This window comes from Terriglobales bacterium (genome assembly GCA_035624455.1).
GTDB lineage: Bacteria > Acidobacteriota > Terriglobia > Terriglobales > Acidobacteriaceae > DASPRM01.
This window is the reverse complement of sequence record DASPRM010000139.1, coordinates 1-17,301: the sequence shown is the minus strand read 5'-3', so window position 1 is coordinate 17,301 and position 17,301 is coordinate 1. Positions and strand designations below refer to the sequence as shown.

At 57.0% G+C, this 17,301-nt stretch carries 17 protein-coding genes; 5 read left to right on the top strand and 12 right to left on the bottom strand.

Features of this window, described 5'->3' with window-relative positions; translation table 11 throughout:
* Window positions 1-78 precede the first annotated feature (78 nt).
* Both VEG30_15700 and VEG30_15695 read right to left on the bottom strand, forming a co-directional pair.
* Entirely contained in the window at window positions 79-537 is a 459-nt protein-coding gene (locus VEG30_15700; protein ID HXZ81373.1) for an RES family NAD+ phosphorylase, read from the bottom strand.
* The gene (locus tag VEG30_15695; GenBank protein HXZ81372.1) at window positions 537-989 is read right to left on the bottom strand and encodes an antitoxin Xre/MbcA/ParS toxin-binding domain-containing protein; all 453 of its coding nucleotides are present in this window, start codon (window positions 987-989) and stop codon (window positions 537-539) included. Before VEG30_15695 ends, VEG30_15700 begins: the two co-directional genes overlap by 1 nt.
* A 235-nt stretch (window positions 990-1,224) precedes the next feature.
* Here VEG30_15695 and dinB point away from each other — a divergent pair, with 235 nt between their 5' ends.
* On the top strand, window positions 1,225-2,481 hold the full coding sequence (dinB, locus tag VEG30_15690) for a DNA polymerase IV (GenBank protein HXZ81371.1): 1,257 nt from the start codon (window positions 1,225-1,227) through the stop codon (window positions 2,479-2,481).
* A 49-nt stretch (window positions 2,482-2,530) separates the two neighbouring features.
* Here dinB and VEG30_15685 read toward each other — a convergent pair whose 3' ends face one another.
* The 5 genes from VEG30_15685 to VEG30_15665 all read right to left on the bottom strand — a co-directional run bounded on the left by VEG30_15685 (window position 2,531) and on the right by VEG30_15665 (window position 7,882).
* Window positions 2,531-2,668 carry a hypothetical protein gene (locus tag VEG30_15685; GenBank protein ID HXZ81370.1) on the bottom strand — a complete coding sequence of 46 codons (138 nt, stop codon included), beginning with the start codon at window positions 2,666-2,668 and terminating at the stop codon, window positions 2,531-2,533.
* Window positions 2,669-2,870: 202 nt separating this feature from the next.
* Complete coding sequence (locus VEG30_15680) at window positions 2,871-4,277, bottom strand: MFS transporter (GenBank protein ID HXZ81369.1); 1,407 nt, start codon at window positions 4,275-4,277, stop codon at window positions 2,871-2,873.
* Window positions 4,278-4,367: 90 nt separating this feature from the next.
* Window positions 4,368-5,975 carry a bacillithiol biosynthesis cysteine-adding enzyme BshC gene (bshC, locus tag VEG30_15675; GenBank protein HXZ81368.1) on the bottom strand — a complete coding sequence of 536 codons (1,608 nt, stop codon included), beginning with the start codon at window positions 5,973-5,975 and terminating at the stop codon, window positions 4,368-4,370.
* 208 nt (window positions 5,976-6,183) lie between these two features.
* Window positions 6,184-6,978 carry a cyclase family protein gene (locus tag VEG30_15670; GenBank protein ID HXZ81367.1) on the bottom strand — a complete coding sequence of 265 codons (795 nt, stop codon included), beginning with the start codon at window positions 6,976-6,978 and terminating at the stop codon, window positions 6,184-6,186.
* A gap of 28 nt (window positions 6,979-7,006) precedes the next feature.
* Window positions 7,007-7,882 carry a response regulator gene (locus VEG30_15665; protein ID HXZ81366.1) on the bottom strand — a complete coding sequence of 292 codons (876 nt, stop codon included), beginning with the start codon at window positions 7,880-7,882 and terminating at the stop codon, window positions 7,007-7,009.
* A 213-nt stretch (window positions 7,883-8,095) separates the two neighbouring features.
* Here VEG30_15665 and VEG30_15660 point away from each other — a divergent pair, with 213 nt between their 5' ends.
* The 3 genes from VEG30_15660 (at window position 8,096) to gluQRS (ending at window position 10,597) form a co-directional block, all read left to right on the top strand.
* The gene (locus VEG30_15660) at window positions 8,096-9,037 is read left to right on the top strand and encodes a hypothetical protein (protein ID HXZ81365.1); all 942 of its coding nucleotides are present in this window, start codon (window positions 8,096-8,098) and stop codon (window positions 9,035-9,037) included.
* 133 nt (window positions 9,038-9,170) lie between these two features.
* Window positions 9,171-9,692: a peroxiredoxin gene (locus VEG30_15655; GenBank protein ID HXZ81364.1), complete on the top strand. Its 522-nt coding sequence runs from the start codon at window positions 9,171-9,173 to the stop codon at window positions 9,690-9,692.
* 59 nt (window positions 9,693-9,751) lie between these two features.
* Window positions 9,752-10,597 carry a tRNA glutamyl-Q(34) synthetase GluQRS gene (gene gluQRS, locus VEG30_15650; protein HXZ81363.1) on the top strand — a complete coding sequence of 282 codons (846 nt, stop codon included), beginning with the start codon at window positions 9,752-9,754 and terminating at the stop codon, window positions 10,595-10,597.
* Between the two features lie 180 nt (window positions 10,598-10,777).
* Here the strand turns inward: gluQRS and VEG30_15645 are convergent, their stop codons facing one another.
* The 4 genes from VEG30_15645 to VEG30_15630 are packed head-to-tail and all read right to left on the bottom strand — an operon-like array spanning window position 10,778 to window position 15,609.
* Complete coding sequence (locus tag VEG30_15645) at window positions 10,778-11,527, bottom strand: carboxypeptidase regulatory-like domain-containing protein (protein HXZ81362.1); 750 nt, start codon at window positions 11,525-11,527, stop codon at window positions 10,778-10,780.
* Window positions 11,524-13,095, bottom strand: coding sequence for a hypothetical protein (locus VEG30_15640; protein HXZ81361.1), 1,572 nt, complete (start codon window positions 13,093-13,095; stop codon window positions 11,524-11,526). Before VEG30_15640 ends, VEG30_15645 begins: the two co-directional genes overlap by 4 nt.
* Window positions 13,096-13,117: 22 nt before the next feature.
* Window positions 13,118-14,899 carry an ATP-binding protein gene (locus VEG30_15635; protein HXZ81360.1) on the bottom strand — a complete coding sequence of 594 codons (1,782 nt, stop codon included), beginning with the start codon at window positions 14,897-14,899 and terminating at the stop codon, window positions 13,118-13,120.
* Between the two features lie 32 nt (window positions 14,900-14,931).
* The gene (locus tag VEG30_15630; GenBank protein HXZ81359.1) at window positions 14,932-15,609 is read right to left on the bottom strand and encodes a response regulator transcription factor; all 678 of its coding nucleotides are present in this window, start codon (window positions 15,607-15,609) and stop codon (window positions 14,932-14,934) included.
* An 876-nt stretch (window positions 15,610-16,485) separates the two neighbouring features.
* Here VEG30_15630 and VEG30_15625 point away from each other — a divergent pair.
* Window positions 16,486-17,058, top strand: a complete 573-nt coding sequence (locus VEG30_15625) for a hypothetical protein (protein ID HXZ81358.1) — start codon at window positions 16,486-16,488, stop codon at window positions 17,056-17,058.
* Window positions 17,059-17,084: 26 nt separating this feature from the next.
* On the opposite strand, the gene VEG30_15620 is transcribed toward VEG30_15625, so the two are convergent.
* A partial coding sequence (locus VEG30_15620) for a hypothetical protein (GenBank protein ID HXZ81357.1) occupies window positions 17,085-17,301 on the bottom strand: 217 nt, incomplete at its 5' end.

Sequence of the window (17,301 nt, the reverse complement as noted above, 5' to 3'; positions counted from 1 at the left end):
AGATGCCGTGCCAACATTGTCCGAAGATAACGACGAGGCATGTCCTCTGGCACTGTTCACACCATCCTAAGACACTCACTATCGCCCTCTCCTCACCAGCCGCGGATCAAACGGATACTCCCGATGCCAGACAATCCGCACCTGCTTCGCCGATGGATGTTCAGGATTAAGAAGCACATTGAATGTTTCCGGCAGGATGGCCGACGGCACCCGCAGCAACGCGCTCGTTCCCGACGCGAGCCATTCGTCGCCAACGTTCCGGCTCGCCATCAGATGTCGCGTCCAATCACTCGGAAGCCCCTCCAACAGCGCGGATTCGACCCTCAAATCGCGAGGAGCTTCTGCCTTCAGCAGGCGGTAGTGGGAGGGCAGACTGGCGACTTCTAGCTCAAGATGTACCAGCACTTCCACCAGCGCTCCCGCCGGGCTCTCAGCGAGGTAAACGATAGCTCGGCCCTGGCTGTGCCAGCGCGCCGCCGCCAGAAGCCCGCCCCGGCCCTCCAGATCGGCATGCTTGCTGATGCGCCACAAGAACATCAGGCAAACATGCCCTCTTCGATCTGGATCAGCATTTCCTCTACCAGCCGTCCACCAGCTTCCGTCGCCATCATCTGCAATGGCGAGCGCCCCCCAAAGCGCCGCTTCGGGCCCCGTAGCCATGCCAGCGCCTCTTCCTTGGCGCCCAACACAGTCTCCGCCCGCGCCAGCAAACGCGCGGTTCGCAGAGCCCGGTCCGATTCCTCGCGGGACAGCGGCTGCCGCCGGCTGCGCCGGTGTTTCAATGTCCGCTCGTGGATTATGACGTGGAACACCTCTTGCCTGGTCAACCCGTGTTCCACTAACCTTTCCACGATTCCCAGCGGCAAGCCCTTCTCCACCTGCGAGACCAATTCCGGCTCGGAAGTGGCTTTGGTTCCCAGCCATTCCGAAAGATGCTGGTTGAATCTCTTGGCCGTGCTTGCTTCCGCCCTTATTGTCCTATGTGCCACCGGTACATTATGCCACAATCTTAACGGCATTTTGTACCGTGATGGTGGTGGGGTTGGGTAAAAGATCCAACAGGCTGATTAATGTGTAACACCTCGCATTCAGGGTCATCCTGAGGCCGCAGGCCCAAGGAACTCTGTATCTCTAACTTCCACTTCGCCCCAACTTGCCACCCTGTCGCCGCATTAAGAGCCAGGTGCACCTGCGTCCCTTGTGGTTAAATCTTTATTTGCTGCCATGTCTCTTACCGTCCAACGAACTGTATTTCACGTCGACATGGATGCCTTTTTTGTCTCGGTCGAAGAGCTGTTTGACCCCTCGCTGAAAGGGAAAGCTGTAGTTGTTGGCGGCCGGCCAAACGAACGTGGCGTCTGCGCCGCGGCCTCCTACCAGGCGCGCACATTTGGTGTGCATTCGGCCATGCCGCTGCGCGCCGCCTACAAGCTATGTCCCCACGCCATCTTTATTGATGGCCATCCCGAGCGCTACAGCGAGTATTCCAAGAAGGTTTATCGTGTACTCGAGAGCTTCTCGCCGCAACTGGAGATGGCATCCATCGACGAAGCCTACCTGGATCTGACTGGAGCCGAACGCCTGCACGGCCCCCCGCTGCTTGCTGCCCACTCGCTGCACGAAAAGATGAAGCGCGACACCGATCTCAACTGCTCGATCGGCATTGCCACTTCGCGAGTGGTTGCTAAAGTTGCCTCGGATCAAGCCAAGCCTAATGGCGTCCTCTGGGTGCCACCTGGTGAAGAAGCGAATTTCCTTGCGCCTCTGGACGTCCGCAAAATTCCGGGCGTGGGCAAGGTCACCGAACAGAACCTGCATCAGTTCGGCATTCGCAAGGTCGGCGACCTCGCGCGTTTCGGCGAGGACTTCCTTCGCGAGAGATTCGGCGCCTGGGGATTAGCACTCGCAGGTAAATCTCACGGCCTCGATGCCGGCGGCTGGTTCGACGAGGATATCGGCGCCAACGTCGGCCCCAAGTCTATCGGCCACGAACACACCTTCTCGCAGGACACTGCGGATGAGTGCCAGCTCGAGGCGACGCTCGCTCGCCTCTCCGAGATGGTAGGCCGCCGCTTACGTGAGCATCGTCTCCATGCTCGGACGGTCCGCCTCAAGCTACGCTACCACGATTTTTCCACCATTACGCGGGAGCATTCCCTTCCCACCCGCACCCAACTCGACACTGAGATTCTGGAGCAGGCTCGCACTCTCTTCCGCAAAAACTGGAGACGTGGCCAGATGGTGCGCTTGCTGGGAGTCCAGGTCTCATCGCTCGAACCCACCGAAGGTCAGATGGATTTGCTGGAGTCAGAAAAGCAAACTCGCTGGAGGAAGGCGCTCGGTGCGGTTGATCATCTGCGGGACAAGTTTGGCGAATCTGCCGTCTCGTTGGCTAGTGGCCTGAAGGGCGGCTTCCGCGAGCGCGTCCACGAAAATCCCGCCAATCTGCCCGGCAAGAACAAATCAGGAAATAAAGATTAGGGAAGGCATGCTCATTTGTTGTTTGTGTTGAACGTCCGTCCTGAACGTTCTACGGCTTCTTTCCCTGATGCTTCTCTGCGTCTTCGATGGCCTTGCGGAATTTGGCCACCGCAGGTACGGATGGTGAGCGCAGCGCATCCTTGGCGGTGTAACGCCACGCTGGAGGGCTATCGAGTGGATATTGCATCTGGCCCCGATAAACTGCGAATGTGTCTTCTCCGGAGCCATTTTCGGTTGTCGGCCGGGGACTAGTGTCATCAACCCCAGTCCGCCCCCACGCGCCGTCTTGCTGCAGGTCTGGCGGTGGATTCCGCAGAGATCACTTCTTCCCGGTCCTTAATTCTAGGTGAAAATGTGGAAATCGGATAACAGGAGGGTCCCTATTTCTGCTACCCGCCCGTCACCTCATCCAGGTTTACCGTCCGCTGCTCCAGTGAAAACGGCTCGGTTGTCACACCCGCACTGGTTATCTCCTGCGCTGGATCGCCTCCCCCAAGGCCCTGCGCTACAATCAACCTCCGCGCTTCAACTCGCATTTCGGAAAGTTGGATCAAAAATACTGCTCCTCCGGCAACGCACGCTGTCGCGCCGATCGTAAGAGTCAGAGGAGCGCCGACCTTGCCAGCCAATGCTCCTGCAAAGAAGGATCCGAAGGGCGCCATGCCCATGAACATCATGGAGTACACGGCCATCACCCGGCCGCGAAATTCGTCAGCGACCATCACCTGGATCAACGTGTTCGACGCAGTGCTCGCCAACATCATGAAATAACCCACGGGCACCAACAATACGACTGACAACGCAAACGATCGTGACCAGGCAAAGGCGATCAGGCTCAGGCTGAAACCGACCGCAGCTGTCCCGATGATCCGTCCCAGCCCGCGCACCCTTTGTCGGGTCGCCAGAGTTAATCCAGCAAGCAATGCTCCGACTCCGGTGGCGCCCATTAGAATGCCTAACCCGCGTGCGCCGCCGTGCAAAATGCGATCGGCAAAGATCGGCATCAGCACTGCGTACGGCATAGCCACCAGGCTCACAAGCCCCAGCAGGAGCAGGATGTTGCGGATCGGCACGGTGCTGCGGACGTAACGGAAACCTTCGACAATGTGCGACAGCGGCGTCCCCGCGGTTCGTCCCTTGCGCTCCTCGACTCGCATCAGCAGCAGTCCGATAATGACCGCCACATAGCTCACGCCATTGCCAAAGAAGCACCATCCTTCGCCGATGCTGGCAACCAGAATTCCCGCGATCGCCGGCCCCAGAATACGCGCTCCGTTGAACATTGAAGAGTTCAGGGCGATAGCGTTTATCAGATCTTCCTTGCCAACCATCTCCACCATGAACGCCTGGCGCGCTGGAATGTCAAAAGCATTGACCACACCCAAGAACGCTGCCAGAACGAAGATGTGCCACACCTGCACGCGGTGCGCCAGCGTCAGTGCTGCCAGGATCAAAGCCAACAACATGGATGACGTCTGAGTACCGAGCACCAGCTTGCGCCGGTTGTAGCGGTCGGCGGCCGTTCCTCCGATGGGAGCAACAAGGAAGACAGGAAACTGGCTGGCAAAGCCGATCGTTCCCAGCAGCAGTGACGACCCCGTCATGCGATAGACCAACCACGCCTGCGCTACGTTCTGCATCCACGTCCCGATCAGCGAAATCAGCTGTCCACCGAAGAACAATTGAAAATTGCGATGGCTTAATGCGCGAAAAGTGGACTGCAGGCGATTAGCCGAGCGGGGCGACGCTTTCGTGGCAACCCCCGAAGAAAGATTGGAGGGATCAGAAGCCATCATTCATGCCGCGGGAAAAGCTACCGGGCACGTCCATGTTAATGGATTCCTTCGAGATTGGTCTGACCCAGAATTTGACTTGAATCGTGAGGGCTAAAGGTACATCACTTGATGATCCGGGCATCGCGTCTGGGTCGCCTCGTAAAGTTGCTCCACAAGGCTCAGGCCATGCCGCGCCAGAAAATATACGCCAGCGACTTCCCTTTCCTGCAGACCCTTATCGGGAAACAGAGCAGCACTCAGGGTATCCGCGTGACGGGTAATATCCTCGTCTTTCCGCAACTCGGCCCGTGCTGCCCGGGCTCGCAGTTGTTCCAGTTGGTGCTGGATTTTCGATTCCGCGTGCTTGCCCGCGTCCACCAAAGTTGGATCCAGGCGCTCCAGTTCGCCCAGGAGTTGGTACAACTCGTTTTGCATTTGCTTCGCGACCCGCTCGAACTTCTCTTGCAAACCCGAAGCCAGCGCCCGCTCGGCCAAGCGTCGTCTCGTTTCCTCTGGCCCATGGAAAAGATCCGAAAGTTTGATCCTGTACTTATCCAGTAATTTCTGCTGTTTTGCTTCGACCAAGGTCGCGCTGAACCTGGGCAGCACCGGAGTTACCCGCCCCAGCAGCTTTTCGAATACAACTCCGGCCTGTGCGAAGTAGGCGACTTCCGCTGGGCCTCCCGTGTATGCAAGCGTCGGCAGCAGGTAATCCTCTTCAACTGGGCGCAGTAGCACGTTGGGGCTGAAACCCTCGGGCATGTTCTCGATCTTGTCGAGCAACTGTTCGCGCGTGACCTTCTCTTCGCCGGCAAGGAACATGCCACCATTCACTCTCCTGATCGCGGTCCGGCGTCCGTCCCGAATTTCAAACAGCAGCGTCGAGGATGGCGTCACCTTGACCTGCTGGTGATATCCGGCCTCCTCCAGTTCCTTCCCCCGTTCCAAAATTTTCCGGTCCAGCTCCTCCGCATTCTCAATCGCAGCAAGATAGATCGGCTGCGCGATCCGGCGCAGCTCAGGATCGGAGGCGTCCACCTGAATGACGCCCCATTTGTGAAAAATCCCGGCAAACAGCCGGGCGAATGCGCTGCCCAAGGTCTCGCCGGGGCGGTACGATTCTCGCAGCAGGTCCGTCATTTCCGATTCGCCCAGAAGATCGGCTGCTTGCCCCACTGCCTGCTCGATCTCCGCGCCGAAGCGGATACTCCCCACCGGCGCATCCTCAACTCCACGCGAGTCGGATCTGATCCTCTGCAGTACCCCACCGGCCCCGGGAATCCAGGTATGGTTCACCTCTTCCAGATCGTGATCTTCCGTTGCTAGCCAAAAAAGCGGGACGCAATCGATCCCTCCGGCTGTGGCTTCTTCTGCCAGCCTAACCGCGGTCAACGCCTTCAGGATGGAAAATAGCGGTCCTCCGAACAAAGCCACTTGCTGGCCAGTAACTATTGCTGCAGCTCCCGCCCGCAGGCGCTCGATATTCTTTAGGGTCTCACTGGATCCATTCCAGTGCCGGTTCTGCCGCTCCAGGACGTTCGCCACTCTTTCCCGGCGATCCGCCCCATACTCGATCCGCCTGGCCTCTTCTTGAACCCACTCCAGCAAGTGCGGCGGACGGGGATAGAACTGTTGGATCTTGGCTCCGTAATCAAGGTAATCGAGGAATAGCGGAGTGCTATGCGGGATAAGCCTGAACGGCAAGCACTCGGAACGCACTAGCGCCTCCCCGCTGTTTGACATGGCGCAAGCATCACTGCTCGCGGGGAACGCAAGCGAAACTGCCGCAGATTCCTCAGGCTCACGCGGAGTTTGATGTCCGGGTCCACAAGCCGATGCAAGAAAATTGTGCACCCTCGTTAGACTCGATTTTGCTCACCCGGTAAGCAATTGTGTTAGGTCGCCCTGCGCGAGGCGAAGGATCTATTCATTTCCGGACGGCTGGCGCCGTTTTCCGCTCACCTGCACTCTTCCGCAGCACTACCCGTGTGGGAGATCCCTCAATGCCCGCGAGTTTCACCGGAAGCGCAATCATGTCGTAATTGCCGCCCATAACCGGGCGCAGATCGAGACCCTCCACAATGACCACGCCTTGGCTCAGCAGCGCCAAATGCGCCTTCGGTTCGGGCGATCCGAATTTTTCTGCCGACAGGTAGTCGATACCCACCAACTCCACGCCGGCCTGCCCCAGCAACTGAGCAGCATCAGGAGCAAACGCCACGTAGTCTTTGTGGAAGGTCTTGTCGTTCCAGAAATTGTCATAGGAATTGCGAGTCTTGAATAGGAGCCGCTTGGCGCCCCTCCAGTCATGTCGGTTCAGTTCCGCGGCATCCACAATCGCTGCACTTCGCGAGCATTCAATTACCAGCGCCGGCCCAATCAGATTCTCCAGCGGTATTCGATCGACCGACCCACCATCGGCAATGAAATGCAGCGGAGCATCAATATGCGTACCGGTGTGCACGCCCATATGCAAATCGGAGAGGTTCAGCTTGTCCCCTTTCGCCATCGACTTAACCAACGTGAACTGCGGCTCCGGATCGCCAGCGTAGACCGGAATTTTCGCGGGATCGACAGCTACTGAGACATCAATCCAACCGCTCGAAGGAATTCTCTGGTTGAGCTGCGCCTCAGCCGGGGTGCTTGGAATCAGAACTAAGAAGGCAAGCACAATGACGCGGAGCAGAAGAAAAGCAACCGCAGTTTTGCCATAGTCCTGCATGATTTGGCTTCCCGCCCCCTCTCCCCCGTCAGCTCGTGCTTTCGGGCGTCCTGTCCAGGTATTTCACGAACACGACTTCGTTGTGCGCCTCGTTATAGAGCAACTCGTCAGCCATTGACTTCACCATCATCAGTCCGAGTCCGCCCGGACGCATGCCCGCTTCTTCCCGAACACGCGAGTGGCGTAGTGGATCATCCGGCTCGTTGCTGACCGCCGCGTGCGGAATATTGTCAAAACTAAAGCCCGACCCTGGATCCTGAATGCGGTATAGCACCATTCGCGGTGTGTGAAGGAACGCGATCCTCACTTTGCGCGTGGGATCAAGCTTGCCTCCCCATTCGATCGCGTTCAGCAGCAGTTCGTGAAACACGTAAGACACGATCTCGCGCAACTCAGGCTTTAGATCCATCTTCACCTGCATGATGAAGTCCTGAATGCGCGCTGCCGCTACACGTGAACAAGGAACCAGGACCTCCACCCAATCAGAGAGCGCCGAAATGACTTCAATTCGGTCGGGAGCCGTTGCTGCCAGCGCTGCCTCCACTTTTTCACGCAGCTCATCCGGGCTGAAAGGCTTCCGGATGTATTGGAAAGCATTTTCGCGGATAGCACGAAGCAGTGTCTGCGAAGTACTGTCTGCGGTCATCATGATTACACGTGATGTTGCCAGGTCAGCCTTATTCTCAGCCAGCAACTCCAGGCCATTTCGATCACCAAACCAGACGTCGAGCAGCACTACGTCGAAGCTTTTGGATTTCAGCTGCGCCTCAACCTCTGTCCCTGTCGCGCAGACCGTAATTTCCAGCTCTCCGTCGCCTTGCAATACCGCCGTAACAAAATCGCGGATGGCTTCATCGTCATCGGCAATCAGAATCCGATTGCGCGACTTCTCACTTCCGCTCATCGTCTATCCTTGGGCACACGGGAGCGTCCGGCCAAGCGAACCAAACAATATATGTATTTGACGGCCAAGCCGCAAACGCTTGCTTGCACGGAGATCACACAAATAGCCGTTCAGGCTTGCACTGGCCTGAAAATCATACTCGTACTAAGATATGCACCCAATTTCCGCGCCATTTCGAGGCGCTTCGAAATCATCTTTGCCAGGAGGCACAGGATGTCCCCTCTCAAGAAGATGCTGACCAAGACCGTGGTGATGGTTTCGGCTCTGATCCTCCTAATCACACCTGCACTCGGAAAGTCCGGCAACACGAATGTGCTTGATCCGCAGACCGCTTCCCAATCCAGCACTACCCAATCCACGACCGATACCGGCACGGCAACAACCAGCAAGAAGAAAAAGAAGAAAGCCTCTGACGACACCAGTGCGCAATCGGGTTCGTCCACCAGCCCAACTGCGACGGAGTCAACGACCGGCAAGAAGTCTTCCAAGAAGGCAAAGAGTGAAGATAGCGGCACTTCTGCTTCCACGTCTGCTGGTTCCAGCCAGACGACGGCCGATCAGACCGCTACCACCACTTCGAAGAAGAAGTCCAAGAAGACTACGGGGAGCGAGACCTCTTCGGGCACAACCGCTGCCGCGAGCACATCGTCTGCTTCGACTCAATCTACCACCGCCGAAACCGCTGGCTCCAAGAAGAAGTCCAAGAAGACGGCTGCAGCCGAAAATGCAGCCGCTGGTAGCACTGGTTCTAGCTCTGCTGCTTCCAATCAGCCCGCTTCTAATGACCAGGCGACTACCACGTCCAAGAAGAAATCCAAAAAGACCACCGGAGGCGACACTACTCCTTCTAGCACTGCCAGCACGCCAGCGAGCTCGACACCGCGGCCCACTTCAAGTCCTGCACCCAAGTCCAGTGCAACTGCAGCCTCTACCCAGACCGGCTCCACTGGAGGCGCTTCGACAGGGCCCAGCGCAAAGACCAAGCCAGCTTCGTCACAGGCGCAAACGCCGCCTCAGCCCGGCATGGTTTGGGTCAACCTGGACAGTGGGGTCTATCACAAAGGAGGCCGCTGGTACGGCAACACCAAGAATGGCAAGTTCATGACCGAAGCTGACGCGATCAAGGCCGGCTATCACCCGGCAAAAAAGGAATAGCGAAGCCGGGCTCTCCACTCGATTTAGGGGTTGGCTCACCCTGATCGCACAGCGACGAAAGGGAAACGTAAAGCACGCGGGCGAATTAGCGAACCCGTGTTTGCCAATCGCGGGTTGCTCGTATGCCAATATCATGATGCACGTTATAGTTCTGGCTATGCTTCCTCTTTTTCTCTCTACAGATTCTGTACCCGCAGCCGGCACCACCGCACCCGGTTTCACCCTGATGTCGCAGGAGGGCAAGCCCACCAGTCTGAACCAGTTCCGGGGAAGTTGGGTCGTGCTGTACTTCTATCCCAAGGATTTCACCAGCGGCTGCACCATTGAAGCCCACAATTTCCAGCGCGATCAGCAGAAATATCTGGAGAAGCATGCGGTTGTCCTCGGAATCAGCGTGGACTCCGTCGACTCGCACAAGGGCTTCTGTGCCAAGGAGGGCCTCAGCTTCAAGCTGCTGTCTGACAAGGACAAGCAAGTCTCCAAGCTGTACGGCTCACTGACCAACCTCGCCGTGATCAAATTCTCTTCCCGCAACACCTTTATCGTCGATCCCCAAGGAAAGATCGTAAAGGTGTTCACCAGCGTTGATCCCAGGAAGCACAGTGACGAGGTCCTGGCAGCATTAGCCCAACTGCAAGGTGCTCCCACGCACTAGGAGATCATGCTGGCGCGCCTGTACTAACATCACGATTGCCGACAACGCCTCATCGGAAAATGGAGCCCACCCTGTCCTCGAGGTATCGCGGACGACTTGCCCCTTCCCCTACCGGATACCTTCATCTTGGACACGCTCGGACTTTCTGGATCGCTTACCAGAGGGCGCTCGCGAATCGTGGAACTTTGATCCTCAGGAATGAGGATCTCGACCCTCAGCGCTCCAAGCGGGAGTACACCACCGCCATGTTAGAAGATCTCCGCTGGTTTGGGATCCGCTGGCAGGAAGGTCCGGATTGCGGCGGTCCGGTTGCACCCTATTCACAGAGCGAAAGACGAGCCTGGTACCTCAAGGCCTGGCAGAAGCTGCGCCAACTGGACGCAATCTATCCGTGCACATGCTCGCGCAAGGATCTCTCAGAGGCAGCTCAGGCTCCGCACGCTGACAATGATGAAGCACTCTATCCTGGAACCTGCCGTTCCAACACGACCGATGCCAGCGGTCCGGCAGGCGTAAATTGGCGCTTTCGGGTTCCCGACAGGCAAATGGTTCGTTTCAATGATGGCCTTCAGGATGAACAGCAGTTCACGGCAGGCGTGGATTTTGGAGATTTCGTCGTTTGGCGCCGCGACGATGTCCCCGCCTATCAATTGGCTGTCGTGGTGGATGATTCGGCCATGGGAATCACTGAGGTCGTGCGCGGCTGCGACCTCCTGAAATCGACCGCCCGACAGTTGCTCTTGTTCAGCGCCTTGGATCTTCGCGCCCCTGACTACTACCATTGCGATCTGCTGACCGATGCACGAGGACAGCGCCTGGCAAAGCGTCACGATTCGCTCAGTCTCAGAACTCTGCGGGCGAGCGGCGTCTCTCCAGAAAGTCTTCGCAACGAATGGAAAATATAGAAAAATGATTTTGCTGTCTCAATAAAACAGAACCGCCGCGAGAGGCGAATCATCGCGGCGGCCTAAGGTGCACCTGTACAACTGGAAATTATGTTCATACTACCCAGCGGCCCGCAATCAATTGTCACAGGAACGTAAAAAGATCGTCACAGCCTGATTACGGCAGTCTGCATTGATGCACTAGGGCTGTGTATAGGCAGGGCTATCGGGTGTAGGCGGATCGTAGTCGCGCCCGTACTTGTTCTTGTGCGTCAGCGTCACCAGAGGTGAGACGGACAGCTTAAGCACTCCAAGAGTACGATTCTCGTCGCCAACCCTGACTGCCCGGGACAGTCCCTCCAGCGCCTCCGGAGCAGCGCCTTCCGCCCAAAGCCTCAGCACATATCGGCCCGGATATACATTCGCGATGGCAAACTGCCCGCTCTTATCGGAGATCGCATAGTAGGGCGTGGATAACGCAACCACTACCGCGCTCATCTGGCTGTGGATGTTGCAGAAGATGTACGATATGCCGGGCTTGTCAAAATGCACATTGCGCGAGGTGCCGGCTTCGTAGAGACCAAGGTCAAATCGCTTGCCTTCGAACAAGGAGAAGACGTTGTGAAAGAAAGGGTCACGGTTGGGAAACTCCACTGTCGCCCCTACAGGCACGATCAGCAGGTGTGGCTCGAAAGTCTTGTTCCGTTGCGTGAGGCGTAGGTGGCGGTCGCCGCCCGCTTGACTCCAGGCATTCCCTGGCAGACTAGTATTGCCGGCAGTCTCCAGCCACACGAGGACACCCGAGTTGTCGGATCGCCCGCTGGCAACGCCTTCTTCCCTCACGTCCACGCGCCCCGTCACCGTGACCTGTTGGGCCAAAACTTGCAGTGTTCCGGCTATGCCCATCCATGCCAGTATTGTCAGAAATCGCGGTGCTCTACGCCCCCTCAAAACAGTACTCCCATCGCTAGATTGATGTGATTGGCCGATTCGGCTGCCCCCTGTATTGGAAAGCTGGTGAGGTGGCGATACTCTGCGGAAAACAGCAGGTCCGAGCGAGGTCTGTAAATCACGTTCGTGAAGGCAGTACGATTCCTCGCCAAGGAAGTATCCAGGTAGGACGGCGACCCCGGATATGCGCGCAGTTGGGAAGCAAATGGATTGTCTTGGCCAAAAGCCGTATTAAGCTCCCACTTCGGTGCCGGACGAATTTTCAATTGCGCCCACCCTCCAATCGTGTCCAACCCGGCAACATACGTTGCGGGGTTGGAGAGGAAGCCGCTCCATAGCGCGCTCCGTCCAAGTCCCCCATTGAGGCCTCCGATGGAGTTGCCGCGATAGAACGATCCACTCAGTTCCAGCCATTGACGCAGGGGAAGATTCCAATCCGCACTACCCATCCATGCCTGGACAATGCGGTCAAATCCCCAATCCTGCCGGCTCGTATATCCCGCACCTCCGATGGTCAGCTGCCTGTCAAACACAGAATGTGACCAGGCGACATGTCCAGCAAAGGCAGGTATACCACTCGCTTCGCCCGGCTCCGGCTTACGGGTATACCCCGTACCGGGCGGCTCGCCGGTAACAGGATCCAGGAGTCCTGCTGAAACCGTGATGTCGGAGCTCGACCCGGCGCGGAAACGATGTTCTACCCTGACCTGAGGCGTCCAAGCCCAGAGATTTCCCGAATAGGCCAGCGCAGGAGTTTCCAGCGAGGCAAAGGATGTCGGAGACTCGGGAATAAAGAACAACCTGTCTTGTCCAGCTATGATCGATGTGCGCGCCCAGTCTAGACGCGCGAAGCCCGTTCGAAACCGCATCAGGCCCATGTTGATGCCCCCGGGAACTGGCGCAAATTCGCCGGCGAAGTCCATCTGGACGTTCCCGCTCAGCCGTGCTCCGGCGATGGTCGGCCCAAACACTTCCAGTCCAAGCTGGGTCTGGCGAAGCGTCCCGCTGAAGCTTCCATTCGATTTCCCGATGCTCTGCGGCTCAGCCAGAGCCGGGTTTTCGATGTTATCCACCGTTCCCACGTTACCGAACAAGTTCAGCAACACAAGTCCTGATAGACGCACACGGTACTTGGAAGCGCTCTCCACCTTGGTCTGATACTGCTCGTCGACCTTAGCCCGCAGGAGCTGGACGTCTTCTTTCACGGACTCCAGAGAGCTGCTGCTCTCAGCGGCGTCCGCTTCTCTGGAGCGAGCTTCCTGATCCCTAATGCTAGGTTGCGGATGCGCAGAAATCGCGATCAACTCGGTCCTGGTAGCCTCCAGCTCACGGCGCAGTTCCACCGTGTCAGCATGGGAGCGGGCTGCATCTTGCCGCACCTCTTGCAGATCCGTCCGCAGCTGTTGGATTTGCGCTTCCAGGTCGTGAATCGCGCTGGTCAGCGAAGTCGGTGCCTCTGACCCACTCTGAGCTTCCGGACTCTCGCCCCACACTGTTAGTGCAGCTCCCAGGAGCATCAGCGTTAGCGACACACTCCTGGCGAGCCCGAATGCATTCTTCTGATCCATTCGGCGCCTCCATACAGCCAGACTAGGATTGGGCCTGGCGTTCCCCGCGCAACACGGGGACGGCAGAGGGCGGCTGTTCCCCAGATCGCCCCACCTGGATCGGGAGCACAATCTTGAACGTCGTCCCGCCGGGCGCGGCGCTCTTCAGTGAAACCTCGCCGCCATGGTCCTGGCAGATCTTCTGCACGATGGCGAGGCCCAGACCGGAGCCGTTCTGCTTACCATAGCTCACAAACGGCTGGAATACTTTATCCTGCAAATGGGCCGGAATACCTGGGCCATTGTCGGCTACGGAAATCTGAACGCTCTCCGCTTGGCGCTCAATGCGCACATCAATCCGCCCTGAGTCATGCGGCAGCATCTCGCAGGCATTGAGCAGCAGGTTGTAAAAGACACGCTCCAGCTTCTTCGGGTCGAACCAACCCTGGACCTCACCGGCGGCTTCCACCGTGATGACCACGTGTTGATATGCCGGATCGGTTCGAATTGCCGCGATCGAACGCCTGACTACATCCTCAATGGATACCAATTCTGGATGTAACGATTCCGGAGTTCGTGAAAACTCCAGTAGCGACTCCAACAAGTCGGTCATCTGGTGGACCGCCGCGCTCACCTCCTGATACAGTTCCTGGCGCTGGCCCGAATCCAGTCCGGCCTCTGCCAAAAATTCGGCATTGGCGACGATCGCGGTCAATCGATGCCGCAGATCGTGCGATATGGAGCTAGCCATCTGTCCTATCGTCGCCAGGCGCTCTGCTTCCAGCAGCCGCTGCTGCGCGACTAGAATGCTTTGCCGCATCCGATCGAAAGCACTGGTAAGCTCTGCCACTTCATCATTGCCGCCAGTCCCTAGCGGGTAATGGAAATCGCCCTTCTCCAGCGCACGAACACCGCCGACCAGATCCTCCAACGGCTGCGTGAAGGTGTGGGAGATAAAGAACACAAGGCCAGAGCCGACCAGGATAGCTACCAATCCCAACCCTAACAAGAGTTGATTGACGGTGCGCAGAAACTGCGTCGCCTGGTCGAATGACTTCAGGACCACCAGGCTCACCGGAACCGACGATTTCCCCAGGTTTACGGAGGTCGACAAAAAGCGCTCCCGACCGACCGTTATGTCACAAGGCTCGGAACCGCCCGACCGATATCGGGCCAAAACCGATACCACCTCGCCACGCTCGCTCGCCCCGAGCGTACTCGCCGCGGGAGTGTCGCCATACCTGAAAATTACCTGACTGGCTGCAATCGCGCCCACTTCCCGCGCCACCCGGTCGTTGACCTCGTACCCTACTGAAAGAATACCCAACAGATGCGAGTCCGTGGCCGACCCGAAATAGATCGGCTGCAAGAAAACCTCAAACAGGTGACCTCCGATGAACCACCAGTTCCCTTCCTGGGAACTCACCAACGATCGGCGCAGCCATTCCTCGGCGGCTTGCGAGCTAACTCCACTGGCTGCGCTATGCAAAGCTACGATATGCCCTTCGGGATCGGAAAGCACGAAAAGGTCGCTACCCACCAGCGGCCATAGTTCGCCGGATGCGTCCTGAATGGTCGCGGCATGGTGCGTCGTCATCAGAGCCTTGAGATTGGGCAGGCTGGCAAGCAGTTCCGCCGACCGGATGAGGTTTTGCTGCCGATCGTGCTCGAAATTCTGAAAAGTGAGAACCGCTCCGTGGAGGTCCTCAACCAGCATCTTTCTGATCTGGACCTGGAATGCCCGGCGAACCACTAACAGGGTGGCGCAGGTGAGCGCCGAAGAAACCAGCAGCAGAGACAAAAGGAACTTTGTGCGCAGTTTCACCGGTTTTCCCGCTCGCTCTTTCTACTCAGATCTTACGGCACGAATTTGTAGCCCACACCATGTACGGTGCGGAAATGAATTGGATCGGCAGGTTCCTTCTCCAGCTTCTGCCGCAATCGCAACACATGGTTGTCCACGGTGCGGGTCGAAGGATAGTTCTCGTAACCCCAGACTTCATTAAGCAGTTCCTCGCGCGAAAACACCCGCTCTTGGTTCTTGACCAGGAACTTCAGCAGCTTGAATTCCTGGGCGGTCAGAATCACGGCGCGCCCTTCACGCGTTACGTCCATCTTGGCGAAGTCCACCGCCACATCGCCAAACCCAAAGACGTCGCTAACCACCGACCGATTCGACCTGCGGATGGCCGCCTGCACTCGCGCCAAGAGTTCGCGCGGGCTGAAGGGCTTGGTGACATAGTCGTCGGCCCCCAACTCTAGTAGCAGAACCTTGTCGGTCACATCCGTGGTCGCACTCAGCACAATGATGGGCAGGGCGGGTGACTGCTGCTTGATCTCCCGGCAAACTTCCTGCCCTGGCCGCCCAGGCAGACGCAGATCAAGTACCACCGCCGAGGGAGGAAGCGCATGAAATGCTTCCAAACCTTCGGACCCATCGAACCTCGTGTCTACGCGGTAGCCTGCCCCTTCAAAAAGCCTCTTCAGGGCCTTCTGAACCGTCCGATCATCTTCTATCACCAGGATCTTTTCCATAACCTGCCTGCCAGTAGATGACTGCAGAGTCAACGCTGGAAGTATAGATGAGCAATACTCACGGCAGTCGCATGCTTTGCTTCACCGAGACAATGTCGCCCGACGACGTCAGATGTGTAACGTATTGAAAACATAGGATCTACACCCGAGCCCCCGATGAGTCTGCTGCCCCGCGAGGGAATCCTTTTACAAGTTGGAGACAAAAGTTAGGAAGCCAAGATTCGGTTCTCAGCAGGGCGCGACTCTGACTGTAGGTCAAGAACCGGGGGGCGCACTGGCACAATCCTCGGTCCCATTTGGTTCGCGTTTCTCTTTTTGGGTCAGAGCAAGAAAGGTCCAAAAACCTTTTATTCCGCTCAGATAAGTCTCGAGGCTACTGCCTGGAGATGATTTGTGCAGACTTCCTGGCCGGGGCAAGTCTTAACGACGATAACTCTGATGTACTCTTGGCATCGACACGACGCCTCTTAAAGTTCTTACCCGCTGCCCAACAGATGAGACTGCTTGAACATCTGCAATTAGCATCATGAGCGAATGATTGACCAAGAATTCTCGCCGTAGGCTTGATCCTGATTCGTATCGCCAATTGCGGCTGCAAGTTCTAAACCGGGATTGCTGGCGATGTCAGTACTGCGGAAGCTTTTCTTATCTGGATGTCCATCACCTTAAGCCGCGTGCGCAGTCGGGAGATGATTCGGAATCAAATCTAATTGTTCTCTGTCGTCGTTGTCATTCCCGAGTGCACGCCAAATAACCACTACGGTTAACGAAAGTGCGAGGCGTTCCTCACACATCTTGAATGCTTGGCCGCCATCTATAATTCGTGGTCGCTCTAATATCCGGTCGTGCATTCAAAAAGAGGAGTAAGAACGCTCAATGGCTAGAAAGTCAATTTACCTGTTAATCCTGCTCTCATTCTGTTCTCCTGCCGCTTCTGCCCAAACCAACCTGGAGGTCGGGATTTTCGGACAGTACTTCGGTTTCACGCCGGCGAAGCTCGGAGGGGTTGGCCTTCGCGGGGCATTCTTTGTGAATAGGCGGCTTTCAGTGGAAGGCGAAACGGCCTACGACTTCAATCGTACGTTCCGAGAAGCAGTAGTCGACCCGGCCACAGGAGCTAGCTCGAGTGTGCAATCACGTCTGCACGCATTCCATATTCTTGGAGGGGCCGCTTACAGTGTAGGGGCTGGGCCTCTGCGTGTCTTTCTAACGGCCAAAGGCGGACTGGTAAACATCAATCCCAGTTCCACTGCACCGTTCGGCAGCACCAATACCCAAGTCAACGACATCCGGGCTCAGCATCGCAACGCAGTTTTCTATCCCGGAACGGGTTTTGAGGCCTATGCCGGAAAATGGGGCTTTAGACTGGATCTTGGGGATGAGATGTACTTCAACCACGGAGCAAATCACAATTTGAGGATTACCTTTGGGCCGAATTACGTGTTTTGAGTCAGTGCAAACATCGCCCGTATTAGTTAAGTCAAGACGAAGTTCATCTCAGCATGGCTGGTCAGGGAGCAAACAGCTCCACCCAAACCTATGGCCGAAGGAGGATAGTCTATGCGCACCGGCTGGTTGTTTTTTTTGCTGCTTACCATCGCGGCCAGTTCCCAACCCATTTCCGTGAAGAAATATCCAGGGGAAGACATCGGAGCAAAGTTGAGGTATGCGCAGAGCGTTGGTTGTCCGTCT